This is a genomic window from Dyadobacter sp. HNCC25DJ185 (genome assembly GCF_056895195.1).
On sequence record NZ_JBXHAR010000006.1, the window covers coordinates 166,011 to 185,325 of the forward strand.

At 45.4% G+C, this 19,315-nt stretch carries 14 protein-coding genes and 1 riboswitch; of the genes, 4 read left to right on the plus strand and 10 right to left on the minus strand.

The genetic code is table 11. The features are described from left to right. Nucleotides 1-202 precede the first annotated feature (202 nt). On the plus strand, nucleotides 203-505 hold the full coding sequence (locus AC1XUF_RS18205) for a hypothetical protein (RefSeq protein WP_483343254.1): 303 nt from the start codon (nucleotides 203-205) through the stop codon (nucleotides 503-505). Between the two features lie 108 nt (nucleotides 506-613). Then, a complete protein-coding gene (locus tag AC1XUF_RS18210) occupies nucleotides 614-1,999 on the plus strand; it encodes a high affinity choline transporter 1 (RefSeq protein ID WP_483343255.1) in 1,386 nt (461 codons plus the stop codon). Here the strand turns inward: AC1XUF_RS18210 and AC1XUF_RS18215 are convergent. Beyond that, a complete protein-coding gene (locus AC1XUF_RS18215; protein ID WP_483343256.1) occupies nucleotides 1,992-2,786 on the minus strand; it encodes an SDR family NAD(P)-dependent oxidoreductase in 795 nt (264 codons plus the stop codon). The genes AC1XUF_RS18210 and AC1XUF_RS18215 overlap by 8 nt on opposite strands. A 114-nt stretch (nucleotides 2,787-2,900) precedes the next feature. On the opposite strand from AC1XUF_RS18215, the gene AC1XUF_RS18220 reads away from it, so the two are divergent. Then, nucleotides 2,901-3,779 (plus strand): PIG-L family deacetylase, encoded by an 879-nt coding sequence (locus tag AC1XUF_RS18220; RefSeq protein WP_483343257.1) that lies wholly within the window; start codon nucleotides 2,901-2,903, stop codon nucleotides 3,777-3,779. 23 nt (nucleotides 3,780-3,802) lie between these two features. On the opposite strand, the gene AC1XUF_RS18225 is transcribed toward AC1XUF_RS18220, so the two are convergent. The 9 genes from AC1XUF_RS18225 to rocD all read right to left on the minus strand — a co-directional run bounded on the left by AC1XUF_RS18225 (nucleotide 3,803) and on the right by rocD (nucleotide 15,982). Next, on the minus strand, nucleotides 3,803-4,570 hold the full coding sequence (locus AC1XUF_RS18225; protein WP_483343258.1) for a class I SAM-dependent methyltransferase: 768 nt from the start codon (nucleotides 4,568-4,570) through the stop codon (nucleotides 3,803-3,805). Beyond that, the gene (locus AC1XUF_RS18230) at nucleotides 4,567-5,487 is read right to left on the minus strand and encodes a glycosyltransferase family 2 protein (RefSeq protein ID WP_483343259.1); all 921 of its coding nucleotides are present in this window, start codon (nucleotides 5,485-5,487) and stop codon (nucleotides 4,567-4,569) included. The genes AC1XUF_RS18225 and AC1XUF_RS18230 overlap by 4 nt, the downstream gene beginning before the upstream one ends. Beyond that, a complete protein-coding gene (locus AC1XUF_RS18235; RefSeq protein WP_483343260.1) occupies nucleotides 5,484-6,581 on the minus strand; it encodes a DegT/DnrJ/EryC1/StrS family aminotransferase in 1,098 nt (365 codons plus the stop codon). The genes AC1XUF_RS18230 and AC1XUF_RS18235 overlap by 4 nt, the downstream gene beginning before the upstream one ends. Further along, the gene (locus tag AC1XUF_RS18240) at nucleotides 6,578-6,964 is read right to left on the minus strand and encodes a sugar 3,4-ketoisomerase (protein ID WP_483343261.1); all 387 of its coding nucleotides are present in this window, start codon (nucleotides 6,962-6,964) and stop codon (nucleotides 6,578-6,580) included. Before AC1XUF_RS18240 ends, AC1XUF_RS18235 begins: the two co-directional genes overlap by 4 nt. Nucleotides 6,965-7,221: 257 nt before the next feature. Then, entirely contained in the window at nucleotides 7,222-8,418 is a 1,197-nt protein-coding gene (locus AC1XUF_RS18245; RefSeq protein ID WP_483343262.1) for a hypothetical protein, read from the minus strand. Nucleotides 8,419-8,502: 84 nt separating this feature from the next. Beyond that, a complete protein-coding gene (locus tag AC1XUF_RS18250; protein WP_483343263.1) occupies nucleotides 8,503-11,598 on the minus strand; it encodes an AAA family ATPase in 3,096 nt (1,031 codons plus the stop codon). A 100-nt stretch (nucleotides 11,599-11,698) separates the two neighbouring features. Continuing rightward, the gene (locus AC1XUF_RS18255; RefSeq protein WP_483343264.1) at nucleotides 11,699-13,213 is read right to left on the minus strand and encodes a GH3 auxin-responsive promoter family protein; all 1,515 of its coding nucleotides are present in this window, start codon (nucleotides 13,211-13,213) and stop codon (nucleotides 11,699-11,701) included. A gap of 118 nt (nucleotides 13,214-13,331) precedes the next feature. Then, nucleotides 13,332-14,723 carry a S41 family peptidase gene (locus tag AC1XUF_RS18260; RefSeq protein WP_483343265.1) on the minus strand — a complete coding sequence of 464 codons (1,392 nt, stop codon included), beginning with the start codon at nucleotides 14,721-14,723 and terminating at the stop codon, nucleotides 13,332-13,334. Further along, on the minus strand, nucleotides 14,720-15,982 hold the full coding sequence (gene rocD / locus AC1XUF_RS18265; protein ID WP_483343266.1) for an ornithine--oxo-acid transaminase: 1,263 nt from the start codon (nucleotides 15,980-15,982) through the stop codon (nucleotides 14,720-14,722). The genes AC1XUF_RS18260 and rocD overlap by 4 nt, the downstream gene beginning before the upstream one ends. A gap of 695 nt (nucleotides 15,983-16,677) precedes the next feature. Beyond that, nucleotides 16,678-16,771: riboswitch (TPP riboswitch) on the plus strand. Nucleotides 16,772-16,845: 74 nt separating this feature from the next. Between rocD and AC1XUF_RS18270 the strand changes: the two genes are divergently transcribed. Beyond that, entirely contained in the window at nucleotides 16,846-19,293 is a 2,448-nt protein-coding gene (locus tag AC1XUF_RS18270) for a TonB-dependent receptor (protein ID WP_483343267.1), read from the plus strand. The last annotated feature ends 22 nt before the right edge of the window (nucleotides 19,294-19,315 follow it).

The following is a 19,315-nucleotide window of genomic DNA, read 5'->3' on the forward strand; positions in this document are numbered from 1 at the left end:
AGGTTATCCACAGCGACAATGTGGATAACCTGTTAACAACTTCTTATTATCCGCATTTACAGCATTTTAACGCACATTTAGCTGTATTGTCATGTGTGGATAACTATCTCAGGATGCTCACATCGCCCCTTTGCAAAACGCCCTTGGGGCACTTTTAACCTCCGGCAATCGTTTTAACAACATAACAAAACGAACTAAAGCCGTGAAAACAAATAGGTTCCTGCTGTCGGTTATCGTTACGATTATTGCAGCAATTAGCATTTCGTCCTGTACTTACAGGGCATCTTATAACCCCGGATATGATTACGGTTACCGGCCCGGGGGTTATGGTTACGGATATCGTGTAGCGCCGCCGCCAAGGGTAGTGGTTGTAAGGCCACCTCACAGAAGGGTCATACACGCAGACCGGTACCGGTCGAGCAGATACGACAACCGCCATTACAGGCAACAATACAACCGCGGAAATCATTACGGTCATAGAAACCGCAGTTACGGTCCAAGATAATTATTCACCATTCGCATATCCAGCCGGGCTTTCAACATGAAAGCCCGGCTTTTTATTTCTGTTTTGTTTCAATTAATTGCAGGTTCAAACACTACAGGAATTCACTAAATGCTTGCATTTTCCATCCTTGCCTACTTCCTGGCTAACCTAGGTATCGGCCTTTGGGCTTCCCGACGGATCTCTACTACGCAGGATTTTTTGCTTGCCGGTCGGCGCCTTCCTTTGGCGCTGGCTGCTTCGGCGACTTTTGCGACGTGGTTTGGCTCCGAAACAATCATGGGCGCTCCCATTGAATTTGTAGAAAATGGCCTTCTTGGAGTGATAGAAGATCCTTTCGGGGCTGCTCTTTGCCTCTTGCTCGTTGGACTGTTCTTCGCCAGGAAGTTTTATAAAATGAATATCATTACCTTCTGTGACTTTTTTCGCATCAGGTATGGAAGGTATGCAGAGCTACTGTCTGCAGTCTTGATCATTCCCTCCTATTTCAGCTGGATTGCCGCCCAGTTACTGGCCATGGGATTCGTGCTTAAAGTAATCCTAGGCTGGTCTCTTACGACCTGCATTCTAAGCAGTTCGATAGTCGTGATCATGTACACGATTTGGGGCGGAATGTGGTCCGTATCGATTACCGACTTTCTTCAGACCATCATGATCATTGCAGGCCTGATAATCGTTGCAGTGGTTTTATATCAAGAAGTTGGCGGTTTCAAACCGCTTATCGAGACTGCCCCGGAAGGCTTCTTTCGTTTCTACCCCGAATTCACCCTGAAGGCCTCGGCCGAATATTTAGCAGCCTGGATTACCGTCGGGCTGGGTTCCATTCCACAGCAGGATGTCTTTCAAAGGGTGATGTCAGCAAAATCTGCTGATGTTGCAGTGAAGTCAACATTACTTTCTTCGCTTATGTATCTTACGGTCGCGCTTCTGCCGCTTTTTATCGGGCTTTGTGGCCATCACCTTTACCCCCAGGTGGAAAAAACAGGTCAGATGATCATCCCGAATATGATCCTGAAACATATGAATCTCCCTCTCCAGATCATTTTCTTCGGAGCGTTGGTGTCGGCTATATTAAGTACCACCAGCAGTGCCATCATGGCCCCGGCTGCCGTGCTGGGCGAGAATATTTTCAAATTCTTTAATCCTGAACTGAATGATGAGCAGTTGCTACGCATTATCCGCATTGGGATTGTTGCTATAACATTCATTTGTATTATCCTGGCTATCACGCGAGAAAGTATTTTCGAGCTTGTTGCCGAGTCATCCGTATTCAGCCTAGTCTCCCTTTTTGTGCCGCTGGCAGCTGGCATTTACTGGAAGGCAACCAACGAGGTGGGCTGCATTTTATCGATGGTATCAGGGCTGGTTGTCTGGCTTTTATGCGTATTGTTCGGAACAGCATATCCTCCACTGATTTATGGTTTGCTTGCCAGCCTCACCGGAATGTTTTTGGGAATAATCCTGGCCAGACTATTCCCAAAAACTGAATTTAAATAATGAACTTCGCCACACCTCCGTCTACCTTCAAAGCAGATCCATTGGTTGCCGATGAAAGCGGGCTGGCAATGTAAGTGACCAGATTAGCGATCTCTTCTACGGAAGCAAAGCGCTGCAGCAATGAGGTAGGTCTTGCTGTTCTGAAAAAGTCCTTTTCTGCTTCCTCAGCCGACGTGTTATTGGCTGCTCCCAGCTGCTTCACAAATTCTGCCACTCCTTCAGATTTCGTCGGCCCGGGCATTACCGTATTAACCGTCACGTTGGTCCCTTTTGTCAGTTCCGATAAACCCCTGCTGATAGCAAGTTGCGCAGTTTTTGTGGTTCCGTAGTGAATCATTTCCTCGGGAATGTTTACCCCGGATTCACTGGATATAAAAATAACCCGGCCCCAGTCTTTCGCGAGCATTTTAGGGAATAAGTAGCGGGATAAACGTACACCACTTAACACGTTCACTTCAAAGAACTTAAACCATTCTTCATCCGTAATTTCAGCAAATGGCTTTGGCTCAAAAATACCAGCGTTGTTGATCAGTATATCAACGTCCGGCAGCTTTTCCAGCAATGCATTTACTTCGTCCACTTTTGAGAAATCCGCTGCAATGCCTGAAACGTTTTCATCGGGGAAAGACTCTTTCAGCCTTTTGACAGCTTCGGCTATTTTGCTTTCCGACCTTCCATTAATGATCACCGCTACGCCTTCTTTCAACAGGTTTTGCGCAATTGCAAACCCAATTCCCTGCGTCGAGCCGCTGATAAAGGCAGTTTTTCCTTTTAATTGTAAATCCATAATTTTTTAGTATTATTCAAAGAAATTAACTGATTTTAGAAGTATCAGAATCTATATGACCCTTAACCCGAAAACCGGTATCCCGATAACAAATCACCCAAAGAAAATGTCCATATGAAAAACATTTATCTTCTTCTGTTTTCCCTGGTTCAAATTTCCGTTTTTGCTCAAAGTCCAAGGATCCTGATTGTCACGGCCCACCCCGACGATGAAACCATGTTCCCGGTGACTGTTTTTAAAATCACACATGAACTCAAAGGATCGGCAGACCTTGCATTGATCACCGATGCTTCCGGTGGTTACAATGGATTGGTAGCTTCCAGCTATTATGGGATGAATATGGTTGATTCTGTAATCGGCAGGAAACATTTGCCATTGATCAGAAAAAAAGAAATCATGGCTTCCGGGGAGATTATGGGTATCGGCAATTTTTTCTTTCTCGACCAACTGGATGACTATTACAACCGCAATGAAAAACCCTATCTCGAAGGCAAAAACTGGGACATTAAATATGTCGAAAAACGCCTCGACCAGATCCTGGCAAAAGGGAATTATGACTTTGTATTTTGCCTGATCCCCAGTGAAGGACAGCATGCTCATCATAAAACGGCTTCAATTAGCGCGATCAGGGCTGTTCAGCGGTTCAAGGGCATAAACAAACCCATTGTTTTGGGAGGCCAGTCAAGAAATAAGGACAGCGAAATCAAATTTACCGGCCTGGAGGGTTACCCCGAAACAAATGTCAGCAGCTCGGCACCGGTGTTCGATTTTGACCGGTCTTACAGTTTCGGCGAGGATAAAAAGCACAGTTATATGATCGTAGCAGACTGGGTGAAAGCGGCACATAAATCGCAAAGTGGCGATATGAACCAGGCCATGCACCGCGGCGAACTGGAAACGTTCCTGTATTTCGCGACAAATGGTGAAATGGGGTTAAGTAAAGCAAAAGCGCTTTTTGAAAAGGTAAACAACTCCGGGTTCTCGAAAAAATAACGTGACAATACCTATTGTCTCCCTCAAAGGGGTTTCATTGTCATAAACAGTGAGCTGCCGAAAGGCGCACTGGAAAGTAAAAATGACTCTGTTTTCACAATTGCTTTGAGCACTAAATTGATCGTATTTCCGGGAAATTTGACATCCGAATCAACATCTTCTGCGTTGATCCCATCTCTTCTAATCCTGAATTTTTGCCACTGACGCACCGCCAGAATGGGGATCGAAAGCGCAAAAGGCCAATAAGTGCTGTAACCAATCTTTAAACCGGCAGCACTGCTGTATGATTTGAAATGGCGCAACTCAAATCTCCGCTGACTTCCCACTGCAAGGTCATGCGTGCCCGAAAATGCTTCAAACGCATGGATATTGATGATCAGCAAACCATCCTTATTCAATCGCGCTTTAAAAGCCCTCAACGCATTTACAATCTCCTCATCTGTAAGAAAATACAAGGCGTCGTTGCAGCATATGACGTCAAACGTTTCCCCAGGACGGTAATCTTCTACCCTTCTCAGATCGCCGAAACCAACTAAAAGACCACGCTCTTTCGAGAATTCGATTGCGTGTTGAGAGTAGTCAAAGCCTGTCAGATTGGGATACCCATTTTCTTTCAAGAATGTCAGCAAGCCGCCCGTTCCGCATGCCGCGTCCAAAATGCGCAGATCAGCTACAGAAGTTCCGAATTGTTTTTTGATCTGCTTTAAAACCTTTTCGTGCAAGACCTGATACCACCAGAGCTTCCGCTCTACATCGTACATGCGCTGGTATTCAAGCCGGTTGTCGATCATATTTCCTGCCCGCTGTTATACTTGATCACATACTGCGGCTGGCCGCTCTGAGCCATGAAACTTTTGCCTATATACTCACCCAGCACGCTCAGGAGGGTGCATTGTATTCCTCCGATAAAAATGAATGTTGCAGTGACCACCTGCCAGCCTTTTGGGTCCGGACCAATCATCCAATGAATCGTCAGGAAAAACAGGAGGCAGAAGCCCAGGCCAAAAAGTCCCAGGCCGATAGGCATAAAGAAACGGATAGGAAGCGAGGAATAGCAGAAAAGGATATTCAGAAAAAGGGAGATCAGCTTTTGCCAGGTATAGTTGGAGATCCCTTCTTCCCGTTTCAAATGGGCCACCTGCACAGTACCGATATTGCGTGTAATCCTGAAAACCAGGCCATCGATGTAAGGATAGGGACCTTGGTATTTGATTATTTCCTCGACTACCTCTCTGCGGATCAATTTGAAGCTTGACAAATAAAGGTCTTTGGGCTTATTCAGCAGATAGCTGGTGAGCCAGTTCACAAACCTGCTGCCCAGATTTCGGCCTACTGAATGTTGTTTTTTAGCGTAATAGGTATAAACTACGTCATAATCCCCACTTTCTGCCGTTTCTACCAGTTTTAAAATTTCCTCCGGAGGATTTTGAAAATCGTCGTCGATCATCACACAATAGTCTCCGCAAGCCCAGTTAAGTCCGCACATTACCGCATTGAACTCTCCATAATTGCGACGTAAAGAGATAAAACGAACATTGGCGTAGGTTTCGGCCAATTGTTTTCCCACGCGTTCGGAACCGTCCCGGCTCCCGTCGTTTACTAATACAATTTCAAAGCTGATCCCGGCCAGCGTATGCTGCAGCTTCCCCACCAGCGGCTTGATCGTCTTTTCACTATTATAAACCGGAATTACGACTGACAGCTTCATGCCTGATCACCAAATTGATTAACCGTTTGAATAATATACGCAACTTCTTCGTCAGTAAGAACCGGATTTAACGGCAGGCTAACCACCTGCTCGTGAATTTCTTCGGTTAGTGGCAAACTCAAATGCCGGAATGCCTGATAAGCCTTTTGCAAGTGAATGGGCACCGGATAATGGACATTGGTCTGAATACCTTTTGAATGCAAATAATCGATAAATTCTGATCTGCGGGGATGCCTGACTACAAACAAATGCCAGGCGTCCTCATTCCAGCGGTCGGCCGGCGGCAGAATAAGGTCCTGCACTTTCAGCTCGACCAGATACCGTTTGGCAATTTCGCGTCTGCGGTGATTTTCACTGTCAAGATAAGGCAATTTAACACTTAGGATAGCTGCCTGTATTTCATCCAAACGACTGTTTACACCTTGATAATCATTTTGATAACGAATCACGGAACCATAGTTCCTCAAATATCTGATCCTTTCCGCCAGTTCGGTGTCGGAAGTCGTAACGGCTCCAGCATCGCCCAATGCGCCAAGATTCTTGGTGGGATAAAAACTAAAAGCCGTTGCCTCTGCCAGACTGCCTGCTTTCTTCCCCTGATAAATCGCGCCGTGCGATTGGGCGGCATCGGTAATGACTTTCAGATGATGGCGTCGGGCGATTTCCAGAATTGGCTGCATTTCGCAGCTTCTTCCGTAAAGATCCACCGTGATGATCGCGCGGGTGAGTGGTGTAATTTGCTGCTCGATCCGCGAGGGGTCCAGAAGCATGGTGCGAGGATCCGGTTCGACAAAAACAGGTTTCAATCCTAAATAGCTGACCGGCAGCACAGAGGCAATGTAGGTATTAGCAGGCACAATCACTTCGCTACCTGCCGGGAGGTCCATTGCCTTCAATATCAGGGTAATTGCGTCCAGACCATTCGCTACCCCAATACAATGTTCCGCGCCGCAGTAGTCTGCAAAGGACTCTTCAAAATTTTTGAGTTCGTTTCCGAGAACATACCATCCTGACTGAATAACACGAACAGATGCCTTTTCAATGGCCTCCAGATAGGGTGCATTGACCTGTTTCAAATCCAGAAATGGGATCATTGAGAAATAATCTGGTTCAGTAGGTAAGGCTCATCGATATAATCCGCCTTGTCATAGTATTCATTGGATAGTACCAAAAGTATAGCATCCTGCGAAAAGCGATCCATGACATGCCAGTCTTTCGGTTCCAGGATCAGGCAGGATATGGGATTATCCAGAATAAAGTATTCTTCCTTCGTTCCGTCATTAGAATAAATGCGGCAACTTCCGTGGATGCAGATCAAGGCGTTCCAGGTTTTGTGGTGCCGATGCCCTCCTCGCTGGGTTTCTCCTGCGCCGTATATATAAAAAACACGTTTAATTGTCCCCGGAATAATCTTTTCAAACACGGTGAGATTGCCCGAATCCGTGTTAAAAGTATCTAATTCAATTAAATGAGGCATGTTTTAAAATCTTATGTTAGGGGGTAAACTACAGCGTTCTTTCTTTCGGAAATTTCCATCCTAAAAATTTATCCGAACCGGCATTTTCCCTTGAAAATACAAAACTCCTATTTACATAAAAAATCGGTTGATCCATCGGCAATGATTAATTATTTTATAATCAACACATTATCTCAAATAGTTTTTTATATCATAATATGGCAGTTCAACCCAATATTCTTTTTGTTATGAAAATAAATGGAATTGTTAAGAAGGTTTTAGCTAAAAAAATTCCAATGCATCAACCTGTCCACATACATGAATACCTTAACAGGCAGAGGTTCAAGCCATAAGATTTTATTATAGCCCATGTAAAAAACCTGCGGATGGCACACGCATACGACCATTGTGAAGAAGAGGATGATTTTGAGAGACCGGCGGGAAGCTGAGTTCAAAAGTATATACATTGCTGTCAGTATAAACGGAAATCCATAAGCCAGCGCCCTGTCGATGTCATGGACGTAAATACCGGTGGTAACCAGCACCGCAAAGCCAATACCAAGTGCGGCGAAAAGCCAGTAATGCTTTGATAACCAAAGTACAAGCGCCGCCGAGAGAATCAGCAGCCACGTCCCTTCAAAAGCTCCCCATATACTGCTGCCAAGGCCATTCCGGTGCGCATTGGCAAAGAGAACCGGCGTTCCTATCGTGGAGTAGCTGTGATGGGGGAAGTAGTGTTTTTGAACATAAAACCGCACGCCAAAATAAACCACCCAGCCTATCCATACCACCAGGCTTTCACCCGTAAAAGCAGATTTCAGAAGAGATAATAAGCCAAAGTCCTTTTGCGCATAAGCCTTGGTCGCCATCCACCAAAGTATCAGATAACCGCCGGCGACAACCGCTCTCTCGTCGGTGAAAAATGCAATCTGCAAAGAAACCAAAATGACAAACGGATTTCTGCTGAGCAATGCTAAAAGCAGAAAGAAATAAGCAAACCCATCACCATATCCATGAATATCAGCAAACGTCCAGACACATACGAACGTATTGGCAAGGGATAGTACAAACAGTGCAGTGAGCACTTTATCCTCAGAAAGCGCATAAATGTATTCGCCTATTTTTTTGAGGAACAACACGCCTAATATTGCCTGAAGAAGCAGGATAAGCACCACATTATGGCTGGTAAGAAACGACAATACAGGCAAAGTCCACCTGAAAATCATGTTTTCTCTTCTTACGTCATAAGCCATATCCCTGGGATGAAGCAAATCCTGGCCCTGGTTACGGACGAATACCCAGGCGTCGAGGGAGTTACCATCCCTCAGATAATCCAAAAGAAGCGTGTAGGGCGGGAAAGCGAGAAAAAGAGAAAGTGCTAAGGAAAAAAGGGTAAGCTTCCACAACCAGCCCTTTGCCGACAATTTTAACTCAATCCAAGAAAAGAAAGCTTTGTAGAAGTGTTCTAAAATCATAAACGCTCAGAAGCCAAATCGCATCTCAAATATACGTTTTAATGCTTTATGCAAAAGCCAGGTAACACCAGCGGCAAGAAAATGCTATTTCCAGCTCGGTAAGATCCGGCTGCCCTCTTCACTTTCAGTGATACGCAAATACGTTTGGATTTCCTGTTGCAAATCCTCCACATGGCTGATAATCCCGACAATCCGGTTTTCTTTGCGCAGGGATTTCAATGTATCAAAAACCGTTTGCAATGCATTTTTATCCAGTGACCCAAATCCCTCGTCCAGAAAAAAGAAATTATGCTTTGATTTATTCCGAATGTGAATGTGGTCCGCAAGTGCCAGGGCGAGAGACAATGCCGCCTGAAATTTCTGTCCTCCCGAAAGCGTTTTCAATAACCGCATGTGTCCTCCATTCAGTAAATCCCTCACCCAAAAACTGTTACCTTCACCCAGTTCAAGATGGAGCTGCTGATGCGTCATCTGATGGAAACGGTGGTTCGCCGCCTGTATCAAATTTTGGAGATAGATACTCGAAGCATAATCAACAAACCCGCTTGAACGGAAAAGTTTCGCAAGGTTGTCCAAATGCTCTTCGCGCAACTCAAGGCGCTCTTTTTCTTTCACCAAAACGGACTTTCTCGCCAGGTCGTCGGCCATTTTCTTCAATGATCTGTCCAAGCCGCCTTCTTCTTTTTGCAAGCTTTGCAGGGCCGCTGTCAAAGATTCTTTTGCTTTGATAACTGCTTCGTACTTTTCAGCATCATATTGCTGTTCCGCATTTTCGCTTGCCAAGTTCGTGAGATCCCTGACCGTCGTGTCCAATGCAAACTTAAAATCAGAAATTACCTTTCTTTCCTGCTCGATCTGAATGTTCCCCGACAGGATCTCGACCACGTGACTTTCCGGGCCAAGGCCAAATTCGGCGAGCTTTACGTCAATGTCATGTTGTATTTCGGAAAGGCCTTTTTTATTCGCTTCCAGTGCGTTCAGCAAGGTTGTCTGACTCCCCGATAACCTATCTTTTTCCTTTTCAAGCTGTTCGGCTTGCTTTTCCGTCTGTTCAAACAATTGAACTATCTCATCAAATTTCGCTTTTAAAGTGATCATCTGCTCAGCAATTCCGGACACCCCACCCCCCTTAAAGTCCTCGTAATTTACTTTTTGCAACTGGCTTTGCAAGGTCGTAACCGTGTTTTCCAATTTCAGTATATCATCGCGCAGAACTTGCAGCGGCTTTTCGATCTTCTCTGTTTTTTCCTGTAATTCGACATCCATTTTTGCGGAAATCGCTTTTAGCACAGTTTCTCCATCTTTGATCTGTGATTGAATTCCACTTGTCTCAGCAAAATGCTTTTCAAACCCTTCGCGATCATTTTTATCGAACTCTTCCCACACAAATTCCTTATCGTGCTGCGCAAGGCGGGCTTTAGCATCTGCAAACCGAAGCTTAATAGCGTCCTTTTGCTTTTCCAGATTTTCAATCTGAATAAAAAGCTTCTCGATCGGGGCCTGCAAAAGCCGCACTGATTTTTCACGGTGATCAAGCTGCAATACCCGCTTTTCAAAAACCGCCAGCTCTTTTGAAATTGCATCATCAGCATGCAGGACAGCCGGATGATGTTCCGCGCCGCATAGCGGACATGGAACTCCTTCTTCCAAATTGCCCGCGTATTGATGGAGGGCTAGTTTCGTGTGGATACGCAGAATTTCTTTACTGAGGGCATTCTGTTCTTGTTCATTGAGCCGAAAAAACTCCTGAACAGCATTCTGAAACGATTCCGGGTTTATGTCAGAAAGTGTAAGAGAGAAACCCCGGTTCATTTCCTCTTTCTTTTGGGTCAGCTCCTGTTGAAGTTTCACAATTTCGGTTTGCAGGGCCTCGGCCTCACTTTTAATCGTTTGCCGGATTTCAGAAAGGCTATCTAAGCCTGCGAACCACGATTTTACCTGACTTAATTTTTGAATATCAGACAATTTACTTTTAAGCAAATCATTTTCCTGCTCTTGGTGGAGCTTTTGCTTTTTCAGTGTTTCAATGGAAGCTTCTTTGTCCGCCAGTTGCTGTTCTCCTCTTTTCAGGGCATCCTTCCTCTTCTCCGCAGCAGCCACCCCTTCCACGATCTGCATTACTTTTCCCAGTTCATCGGCGGTATGCAGGAGCTCCTGCCGGTTTTCATATTGCGGTTTCAGCTGGAGCAGAACCCCCTTTTGCTTTTCCAATAGCCCTGCCAATTCATTTGTCCTGATCAGGTTTTTGTCATACAAATCCTGATCTCTTGCGACTGCACTGGTAAGGTTCCTCTTCTGATCCAAAACCGATTTAAAATGAACCGAGCAAATTTCAAAGGCTGTTAATCTTTCCTCCCGGAGCTTCATGGCCGGTCGCTGGCTTTCCAGAATCTCCAATTGATTTCGGAGTGCCGAGATTTTTTCAGCCGTTTGTCTGAGCTTCAGAAAATGACTTTCGAGCGTCGTTTGCATCAATAGCTCTTCCGCTACTTTCTTGATTTCCGCCCGGATCGCCTCTCGTGATTTTTCCTCCGCCTCAATCATTTCCGGTGTCACTTCGCCCAGGCCGATCAGCTGCCCGTCCACATTGGACAACGCCAGATCGTTTTGTTTGGCCAAAGAACCTACCTGACGGCTGAGGTCATACTTCTCCAATTGGAAAAGTTCCTTCATCATGCGTGTCCGCTCGGCATCTTTGAGCTCAATAAATTCCTGAAACCTGCCTTGCGGAATGATGATAGTCCGCCGGAAATTGTCGTAACTCAGCCCAATGATACTTTCCGTAGATTCGTTTTCCGACAGCGGGAGCCAGCGCTCGTCCTGCCAGATGTATGCTTTTCTTTCAAAAGTCTTGACCTCCTTGAAATTCTTGCTATTGCGCTTTCCTTTCACCGTAAACCTGTACCTGGCACCATTTTTCCCTGCAATACACTCAAAATCAATCAGCAAATCATCCGATCGGAGGTTCATCATATTGTAAGTCCGGTCGTCGCCCGACTTGTTCAATCGCTCGGTATCCCCGTACAAAGCAAAAGTGATTGCCTCTAAAATGGACGACTTACCACTGCCTACGGCCCCAAAAATCCCGAATAGGGATGCATCGGTCAAGGGATCAAAGTCGATCTCCTGTTCGGTCTGATAAGAATAAAGGCCTCTTATTTTAAGATATTTGGGGATCATTGTAGTAGCTATTGGCTATTGGCTGTTAGCCAATAGCTCCATTTGGTAGGCGTCCGGATCAAGGCAATGCATCTTGCAAAAAAACTAAAAGCTAACAGCCTTATAACATCACCAGCAAATCATCCAGGTACTGCCTGTCATTACTTAGTCTTGGGACCTTATTCTGGCCTCCGAGTTTATGGAGTTTTCCCATCCAGGAGTAAAAAGTCCCTTCAGGAACAAAATGGATCAGCGGGGGCAGCAATGCCATATCCTTATACCTTTTGGCGTCGTAGTCCGAATTCACTTCACGAAGAGCGACATCAAGCGCGTTTTCAAACTCACTATAATCATCGGGTATTTGGGTGAATTCAATAATCCATTCATGCCGACCTCTTGAGCCATCGCCCATATAAACAGGCCCGGCAGTGTAATTTGCAACCAGCGATCCCGTTTTTTGGGCTGCCATTTTAATAGCGTAATCTGCATTTTCCACGATCACTTCCTCTCCAAATGCATTGATGAAATGCTTGGTACGGCCACTTACCTTGATACGGAAAGGATAAGTTGAGGTAAATTTCACGGTGTCGCCAATCAAATACCGCCATAAACCCGCATTGGTTGAGATGACCATCGCATAGTTTTTGCCGATCTCTACTTCTTCCAAAAGCAATGCTTTCGGGTGCTTTTTGCCGACCTCGTCCATGGGAATAAACTCATAAAAAATGCCATAATCGAGCATGAGAAGCATTTCCCCAATCCTTTTCACATCATCCTGAATAGCAAAAAAACCCTCGGACGCACTATAAGTTTCGAGATATAAGACCTGATCTGAAGGAAAATATTTGGTCATAAACAGGTCCCTGTAGGGTTCAAAAGAAACCGCTCCGTGAACAAAAACCTCAAAATCGGGCCATACTTCCAGCATATTTTGCTTTCCTGTCCTTTCCAGTATCTGGTCCAGTAAAACAATTGTCCAGGTGGGCACACCCAAGATGCTGGTCACATTTTCCTGGGAACAAATGGAAGCCATCTTTTCCAGCTTATGCTCCCAGTGGTCCATCAATGCGACTTCCAGCGGCGGCGTCCTCATAAACTCAGCCCAGGAGGGAAGATTTTGCATAATCACCGCCGAAACGTCGCCAACCTGAGTATAATCATCAAAGGGATTTGCATGCAAAGTACCTCCAATCGACAAGCCTTTTCCATCAAAAACCCGGGTATCCGGACGATTATTGATGAGGAGCGTCATCATGTCCTTACCACCTTCATAATGGCATTCTTCCAGTGCTTCAGGAGAAACAGGGAGGAATTTGCTTCGGGCATTGGTAGTACCGGAAGACTTGGAAAACCATTCAATCGGGGACGGCCAGAGCACATTTGGCTCGCCCTTCATCACTCTCTCCAGATAGGGGTACAGGTCTTCATAGGTGGATACAGGGACCTGCTCCTGAAATTCCCTTATCGCCTTGATCTGACCATAATTGTAGCGGCTTCCCCACTCGGTATAGCGCGCAGTCTCAATCAATTCGGAAAATATGCGTTGCTGGGTTTCTACGGGATATTTCATAAACTGTTCTATCCTTTCAAAGCGCCGCTTTAAAAACCAGACAGTCATATCATTAACCAGCTTCATAAATCATTATTCGGTTTGAAGTGCCAGATGCAAGCTTGTAAAAATAGCAATAAAAAATGGTGCACGAGCAGCGGCGGGCTGTTCCTGCACCATTGGAAAAGGTTTTCTGACTGTGTAATTACTTGTAAAACATATTGCTGCCGCCTGCTTTTTTTACAATCGAAGACGTGATTTCCTGCTCTTCCTCTTCCTTTAGAACCCTCGCCCCTTTTCCCTGTCTGGCAACACGCGTACCGGTAATCTGAAACAGGGCTTCTCCCAGCAGCGGGTCCTTCGGGTTTCCATATGGATACAGAATTACACCTTCGCTGGCGGGATAGTCAGGAACAAAACCGGTGCTGTAATCAGAAAGATGGTCTTTATTTAATGATTTAGAAACAATTGGCTGCAGCCCCCATTTGATCCCTTTATCCGCACCGGTCAACGTAACGGACCCTACGTTCTTCCCGACTGTTTTGCTACCTACCAGTTTGACTGTCATGTAAGGCTTTAACCCGTTGATCAGCAATTCACTGGCAGAAGCCGAGCGGGAAGAAACGAGAAAAAACAATTGGTTCAAATTTGAGCCGATGTTCTGGCTTTTAACAATGAACTTGTCGTAGAAAAAGGTATCCCCGTATTTCTTGCGATTGGTTTCGGTTACCTCGTCATTGTATTCTTTATAATAAAAAATATCATTAGCGGTAGCTTTCGCAATCAGGCTGGCGAAGTTTGTGGCCGAACTGACATACCCGCCGGGATTATACCTCAGATCAACGATAAGGGAATTTATATTATTCGTTTTGAACGAGGTAAAAATAGCATCCAGTTCCTTGTCAAACTGCCCGTTACTGGTTTTGTAAGGTTCAGGGATAAACTGATGATACACTATGTAACCGATTTTGTTGGCCCCATAGGTAAAAACAGTATCAAAGAAAACCGGGTCTTCCTGCAAAACGATAGGCGTCACTTCTTTCTTGGTAGTTCCCTCTTCCAGAACTCCGTCTTTGTCAATTTTGGCTAATGTATAGGTCTTTTTGTCCTGGGAATTTAAAAGCTGGCTGTAGTTGGTCCCCGTCAGCTTCTGATCGTTGACACTGCTGAAAATATCCCCACGCACAAACCCGGCTTTGGCAGCGGGAGAATCGGGTATCACATACAATACAATACCGATTACATTGGTGGTCCCGGTAGGGTAGTACACCAGCTTGTATTCCATTCCCGGTGTTTTGGATTCACCAGCCAGAGATGCCTGCAGTTCATCGGCGCTTTCCTGGATCCAGGAAAACCGGTCGCCGTCGGGCCTTAAAGTAGGATCGTATTTATAAAGCAGCGATTCGAAAAAACTTGCAGGGTCTTTGTTATAATCTGGTGTAGCTGTGATATGGTCGTTCCAGTAATACCAGTACTTCATATTGTCGTAAATCCACTTGTTTGTCTCGGTTTCATTGGCCGGATCTACGGTTTTATCTTTACAGGAGACCAGTAACGCTCCCAGCAAAATGACAGGCAGGAAAAATCTCAGTTTCATAGAGTGTTGTTCATTTCAAGAAATACCTCTTTAATAATATCACAGGCCTCATTCATTTGTTCTTCATTGATCACCAGCGGCGGTGCAAAGCGAATTTTATTGCCATGGGTCGGCTTGCAAAGCAGGCCTTTTTCCATCATTTTGTAACAAAGGTTCATGGCTGTCGCACTGTCTTCACTGTCATTGATTACAATGGCATTCAAAAGTCCTTTTCCTCTGACGATTTCGATCAGCGAGCATTGCCCCTTCAATTCAAGCATTCTGCTCCGGAAAAGCTGGCCCATTTGCTCGGCATTTTCTGCCAGTTTTTCATCTTTTACTACCTCCAGGGCTGCAATGGTAACAGCACATGCCAGCGGATTACCGCCATATGTGGAGCCATGCTCCCCCGGAGCGATGGTCAGCATGATCTCATCGTCTGCCAGTGCTGCTGAAACTGGCATTGTGCCTCCTGACAAAGCCTTTCCCAGAACCAGGATATCCGGCTTTACGCCTTCCCAGTCACATGCAAGACGTTTGCCGGTACGTCCAATGCCGGTTTGCACTTCGTCTGCTATAAAAAGCACATGATATCGGGTACACAGATCCCTTACACCCTTTAGATACCCTTCTTTCGGAACTACCACGCCCGCCTCTCCTTGGATGGGCTCAACCATAAAACCGGCAATGTTGGCATCACTTTTGAAGATATCTTCAAGTGCATTCAAATCATCATACGGAACAATTGTAAAACCCGGAAGAAATGGCCCGTAATCATTGGTACTGGAAGGATCTGTGGAGGCCGAAATCGCAGCCAATGTCCTTCCCCAAAAATTGCCGGAGGCGAAGACCATCTTAGCCTGGTCCGGCTGGATGCCCTTTACTTTGTATGCCCATTTCCGGGTAAGCTTCAATGCGGTTTCGCCGCCCTCCACGCCTGAGTTCATCATCAGAACTTTATCATACCCGAAATAGTCGCAAAGAAATCTCTCGCATTCTCCCAGCCGGTCATTGTAAAATGCCCTGGAAGTCAATGTGAGCCTTTGGGCTTGCCGCGTCATCGCGTCGATGATATATGGATGGCAGTGGCCCTGGCTTACGGCACTATAGGCAGACAAGAAATCGAAATATTGTTTTCCTTCCAGGTCCCATACAAACACACCCGAACCTCTTTCCAGCACAACAGGCATGGGTTTATAATTGTGGGCGCCATATCTGTATTCCAGCTCCATTGCCTGCTGGGAAGCACCTACGTCCATCGTGTCTGTATAGTTAGGCATTATGATATTGAGTATTAAAAGACCGTATTGAGTTACGTAAAAATAATGAAAAGCTGCGACTGATTTTAGCGTTCTGTTTTGCTCGGGCCAAAAGATTATATTTGTAATGACTAAGCAGGCATTGTCATGCAATTGCAATAAATCTCCGACAGCAAAGGCGTTTACATTCCCATTCAAGAATGGAACGAACTGAAAAATAAATATCAGGATATTGAACCGGAAGAAACCGGTGATACTCCCCTATGGCATAAAGATCTGGTTCTAATCAGATTGGAAAATTACAAAAACGATTCTACTCAACTTCTTGATTTCAATTCTTCTATGAATGAAATTGAGGAGGAGCTATGACATATAAGCCTGTAATTTTATCCTCCGCAAAAAACGATATCAGGCAGCCGCGATCTGGTATACTGAACAACAACCTGGCCTCGGAAAACGATTTGTTAATTCAGTAAGAAGCAAAGTCAAAAAATCTCGTCCAATCCGGAAATTTATACCGTGAGATATTCAAAAGTCCACACTGCAATTGTTGATGTCTTTCCTTTCATGATTCATTTCCTTGTCGATGATTCCGACAAAAGGATTATTATCATTTCAATTTCTCACATGAGTCAAAATCCAGCCATTTCGCCGGGTCGCGAACAATAACTATCATTTTGATTGCAATAATCGCCGATTCTGACGTAGCTTTGCAGCATAATCTCAAGGGGTGCCCTACCAAACGGGCTGAGATCATACCCATAAACCTGATCCGGGTAATGCCGGCGTAGGAAGAGAAGGCCGAAAGTTATTTGGCTGACCAAACTTAAATTTTTATTCAACCCAAGATAGGTGGCCCCTGCCTGTTGTAACATTTTATCGCAATGCGAAACGTTACTGCCTATCTGCTCATGCTGCTTTGCAGCATCCTGCTGACTCCTGTTATTGCCCAAAAAACCGTTTCCGGACGGATCGTTGACGCCGAAGACGGCAAACCATTACCTGGTGCTTCCGTAAAAGCCGGCGAAGTGCGAGGTACCAATTCCGATCAGGAAGGAAAGTTTATCCTGAGAAATATTTCGGAAAATATCGCTGCACTGGACGTCTCTTACATCGGTTATCAGACCACAAAAGTTGAAATTTCTTCAACAAACACACTGGAAATCAAACTGACAAAAAGCACTTTCCAGGCTGATGAAGTGATTATTAATGCAACCCGGGTGAATGACAAAACCGGGATGGCCTATTCCAATATTACTGCCGCGGCCATTGACAAGCAGAACCTGGGACAGGATTTGCCGGTACTGCTCAATTTTACACCCTCGCTGGTAAGCACGAGCGACGCCGGAGGTGGCGTGGGTTACACGGGGATACGCATTCGCGGCTCCGACGCTACACGCATCAATGTGACCGTCAATGGCATTCCCTACAACGATGCCGAAAGCCAGGGCGTATTCTGGGTCAACATGCCCGACTTTGCTTCTTCAGTGAGCAGCATCCAGATTCAGCGCGGTGTAGGAACTTCCACAAATGGCTCGGGCGCATTCGGCGCGACTGTCAATATCAACACCAATGCTTTCAGGCAAGAAGCCTATGCCGAGTTAAATAACTCATACGGGTCTTTTAATACCTTCAAAAATACCATCAAGCTTGGCTCCGGATTGATTAAAGATAAGTTCACTTTTGACGCGCGACTATCCCGCGTTTCCTCCGACGGATATGTGGACCGTGCATCATCGGAACTGCATTCTTATTATTTGTCAGGAGGCTATTTTGGTAAGAAAAGCTTTGTTCGCGTCAATGTATTTTCCGGAAAAGAACGTACCTATCAATCCTGGAACGGAGTGCCCGAAGCAAAGCGGAGGGGTGACCGCGAAGGGATTCTCGCCTATATTGACCGCAATGGTCTCGGTGAAAAAGACGCCGAAAACCTTATCAATTCCAACAACCGGACTTACAATTCCTACACTTACAAAAATGAGGTCGACAACTATCGGCAGGATCACTACCAGGTCGTTTCGTCTCACAATTTGAGCGATCAATGGACTTTTAACCTCAATGGTTTCCTGGTACGCGGCCTGGGCTATTATGAACAATACCGCGCCGGGGATAGCTATTCAAATTACAATCTGCCGAATGTGGTGATCGGCAAAGACACCCTGGGCCAAACGGATATCATACGCCGCCGCTGGCTGGATAATTACTTTTATGGGTCCACATTTTCATTGGACTTTAATAGTTTCAAAAAGCTTACAGCCAGCATTGGCGGTGGCTGGAATAAGTACGATGGAGATCATTATGGTAGGATTATCTGGGCCCGGAATGCTGGTGATATTGAAAACGACCACCAGTATTACTATGGAAAAGGAATTAAAAAGGATTTCAACTTATATGGAAAACTGTATTACCAATTCACCGATAAGCTCAATGCCTTTGCTGATCTGCAATACCGGAATGTAAGTCATCATATCTCCGGAATCGATAATGATTTGGTTCAGTTGGCCTACGACCAGTCTTACAACTTTGTGAACCCCAAAGCCGGGCTTACTTACAAACTCTCAGACAGAAGCTCGGCGTATGCATCGTACAGCATGGGCAACCGCGAGCCCAACCGTGACGATTTCACCTCTTCAACGGCTGGCTTGTTCCCCAAAAGCGAAAGGATGCACAATGTGGAGGCGGGTTTCAGAACGCAAACCGGCAGGTGGGCTTTATCAGCGAATTACTATCTGATGAGCTACAAGAATCAACTGGTACTGACTGGTCAAATCAACGACGTAGGAAGTTCCGTCCGGGTAAATGTCCCCAAAAGCTATCGTACCGGTATTGAGCTGGAAGGAGCTACGGTATTTAATAAATTCCTGAAATGGAACGTCAATGCCACTTTTAGCCAAAACAAAATCGACAATTTCACCGAATACATCGTGAATTATGATGATGGCGGCTACAACACCGTTAATCACGGCAAATCGGATATTTCGTTTTCTCCCAACGTAATCGCAGGAAGCCAGTTCACTTTTGTGGTCAGAAAAAACCTGGAGCTAGCTCTTCTTTCCAAATATGTCGGCAAACAATACCTGGACAATACCTCAACCGAAAGCCGTAAATTGGATGCCTATTTTACCAACGATCTACGCCTTTCATGGACCATCAAACCAGCCTGGGCCAAGGAAATTGTTTTCAACTTACTGGCTAACAATATATTGAACGAGAAATACGAATCCAACGGCTACACTTACGGCTACTTTGCCGGAGGCGCCCTGACCCAGGAAAATTTCTACTTTCCACAAGCAGGAACAAACTTCCTGATCGGGTTGAATTTTAGGTTTTGATATATACTTTCTCCATACCTTT

Excerpts from the sequence above, each read along its gene's own strand:
- AC1XUF_RS18210 (WP_483343255.1), top strand. The coding sequence starts at position 614 with ATGCTTGCATTTTCCATCCTTGCCTACTTCCTGGCTAACCTAGGTATC.
- AC1XUF_RS18215 (WP_483343256.1), bottom strand. The coding sequence starts at position 2,786 with ATGGATTTACAATTAAAAGGAAAAACTGCCTTTATCAGCGGCTCGACG.
- AC1XUF_RS18220 (WP_483343257.1), top strand. The coding sequence starts at position 2,901 with ATGAAAAACATTTATCTTCTTCTGTTTTCCCTGGTTCAAATTTCCGTT.
- AC1XUF_RS18225 (WP_483343258.1), bottom strand. The coding sequence starts at position 4,570 with ATGATCGACAACCGGCTTGAATACCAGCGCATGTACGATGTAGAGCGG.
- AC1XUF_RS18230 (WP_483343259.1), bottom strand. The coding sequence starts at position 5,487 with ATGAAGCTGTCAGTCGTAATTCCGGTTTATAATAGTGAAAAGACGATC.
- AC1XUF_RS18235 (WP_483343260.1), bottom strand. The coding sequence starts at position 6,581 with ATGATCCCATTTCTGGATTTGAAACAGGTCAATGCACCCTATCTGGAG.
- AC1XUF_RS18240 (WP_483343261.1), bottom strand. The coding sequence starts at position 6,964 with ATGCCTCATTTAATTGAATTAGATACTTTTAACACGGATTCGGGCAAT.
- AC1XUF_RS18245 (WP_483343262.1), bottom strand. The coding sequence starts at position 8,418 with ATGATTTTAGAACACTTCTACAAAGCTTTCTTTTCTTGGATTGAGTTA.
- AC1XUF_RS18250 (WP_483343263.1), bottom strand. The coding sequence starts at position 11,598 with ATGATCCCCAAATATCTTAAAATAAGAGGCCTTTATTCTTATCAGACC.
- AC1XUF_RS18255 (WP_483343264.1), bottom strand. The coding sequence starts at position 13,213 with ATGAAGCTGGTTAATGATATGACTGTCTGGTTTTTAAAGCGGCGCTTT.
- AC1XUF_RS18260 (WP_483343265.1), bottom strand. The coding sequence starts at position 14,723 with ATGAAACTGAGATTTTTCCTGCCTGTCATTTTGCTGGGAGCGTTACTG.
- rocD (WP_483343266.1), bottom strand. The coding sequence starts at position 15,982 with ATGCCTAACTATACAGACACGATGGACGTAGGTGCTTCCCAGCAGGCA.
- AC1XUF_RS18270 (WP_483343267.1), top strand. The coding sequence starts at position 16,846 with ATGCGAAACGTTACTGCCTATCTGCTCATGCTGCTTTGCAGCATCCTG.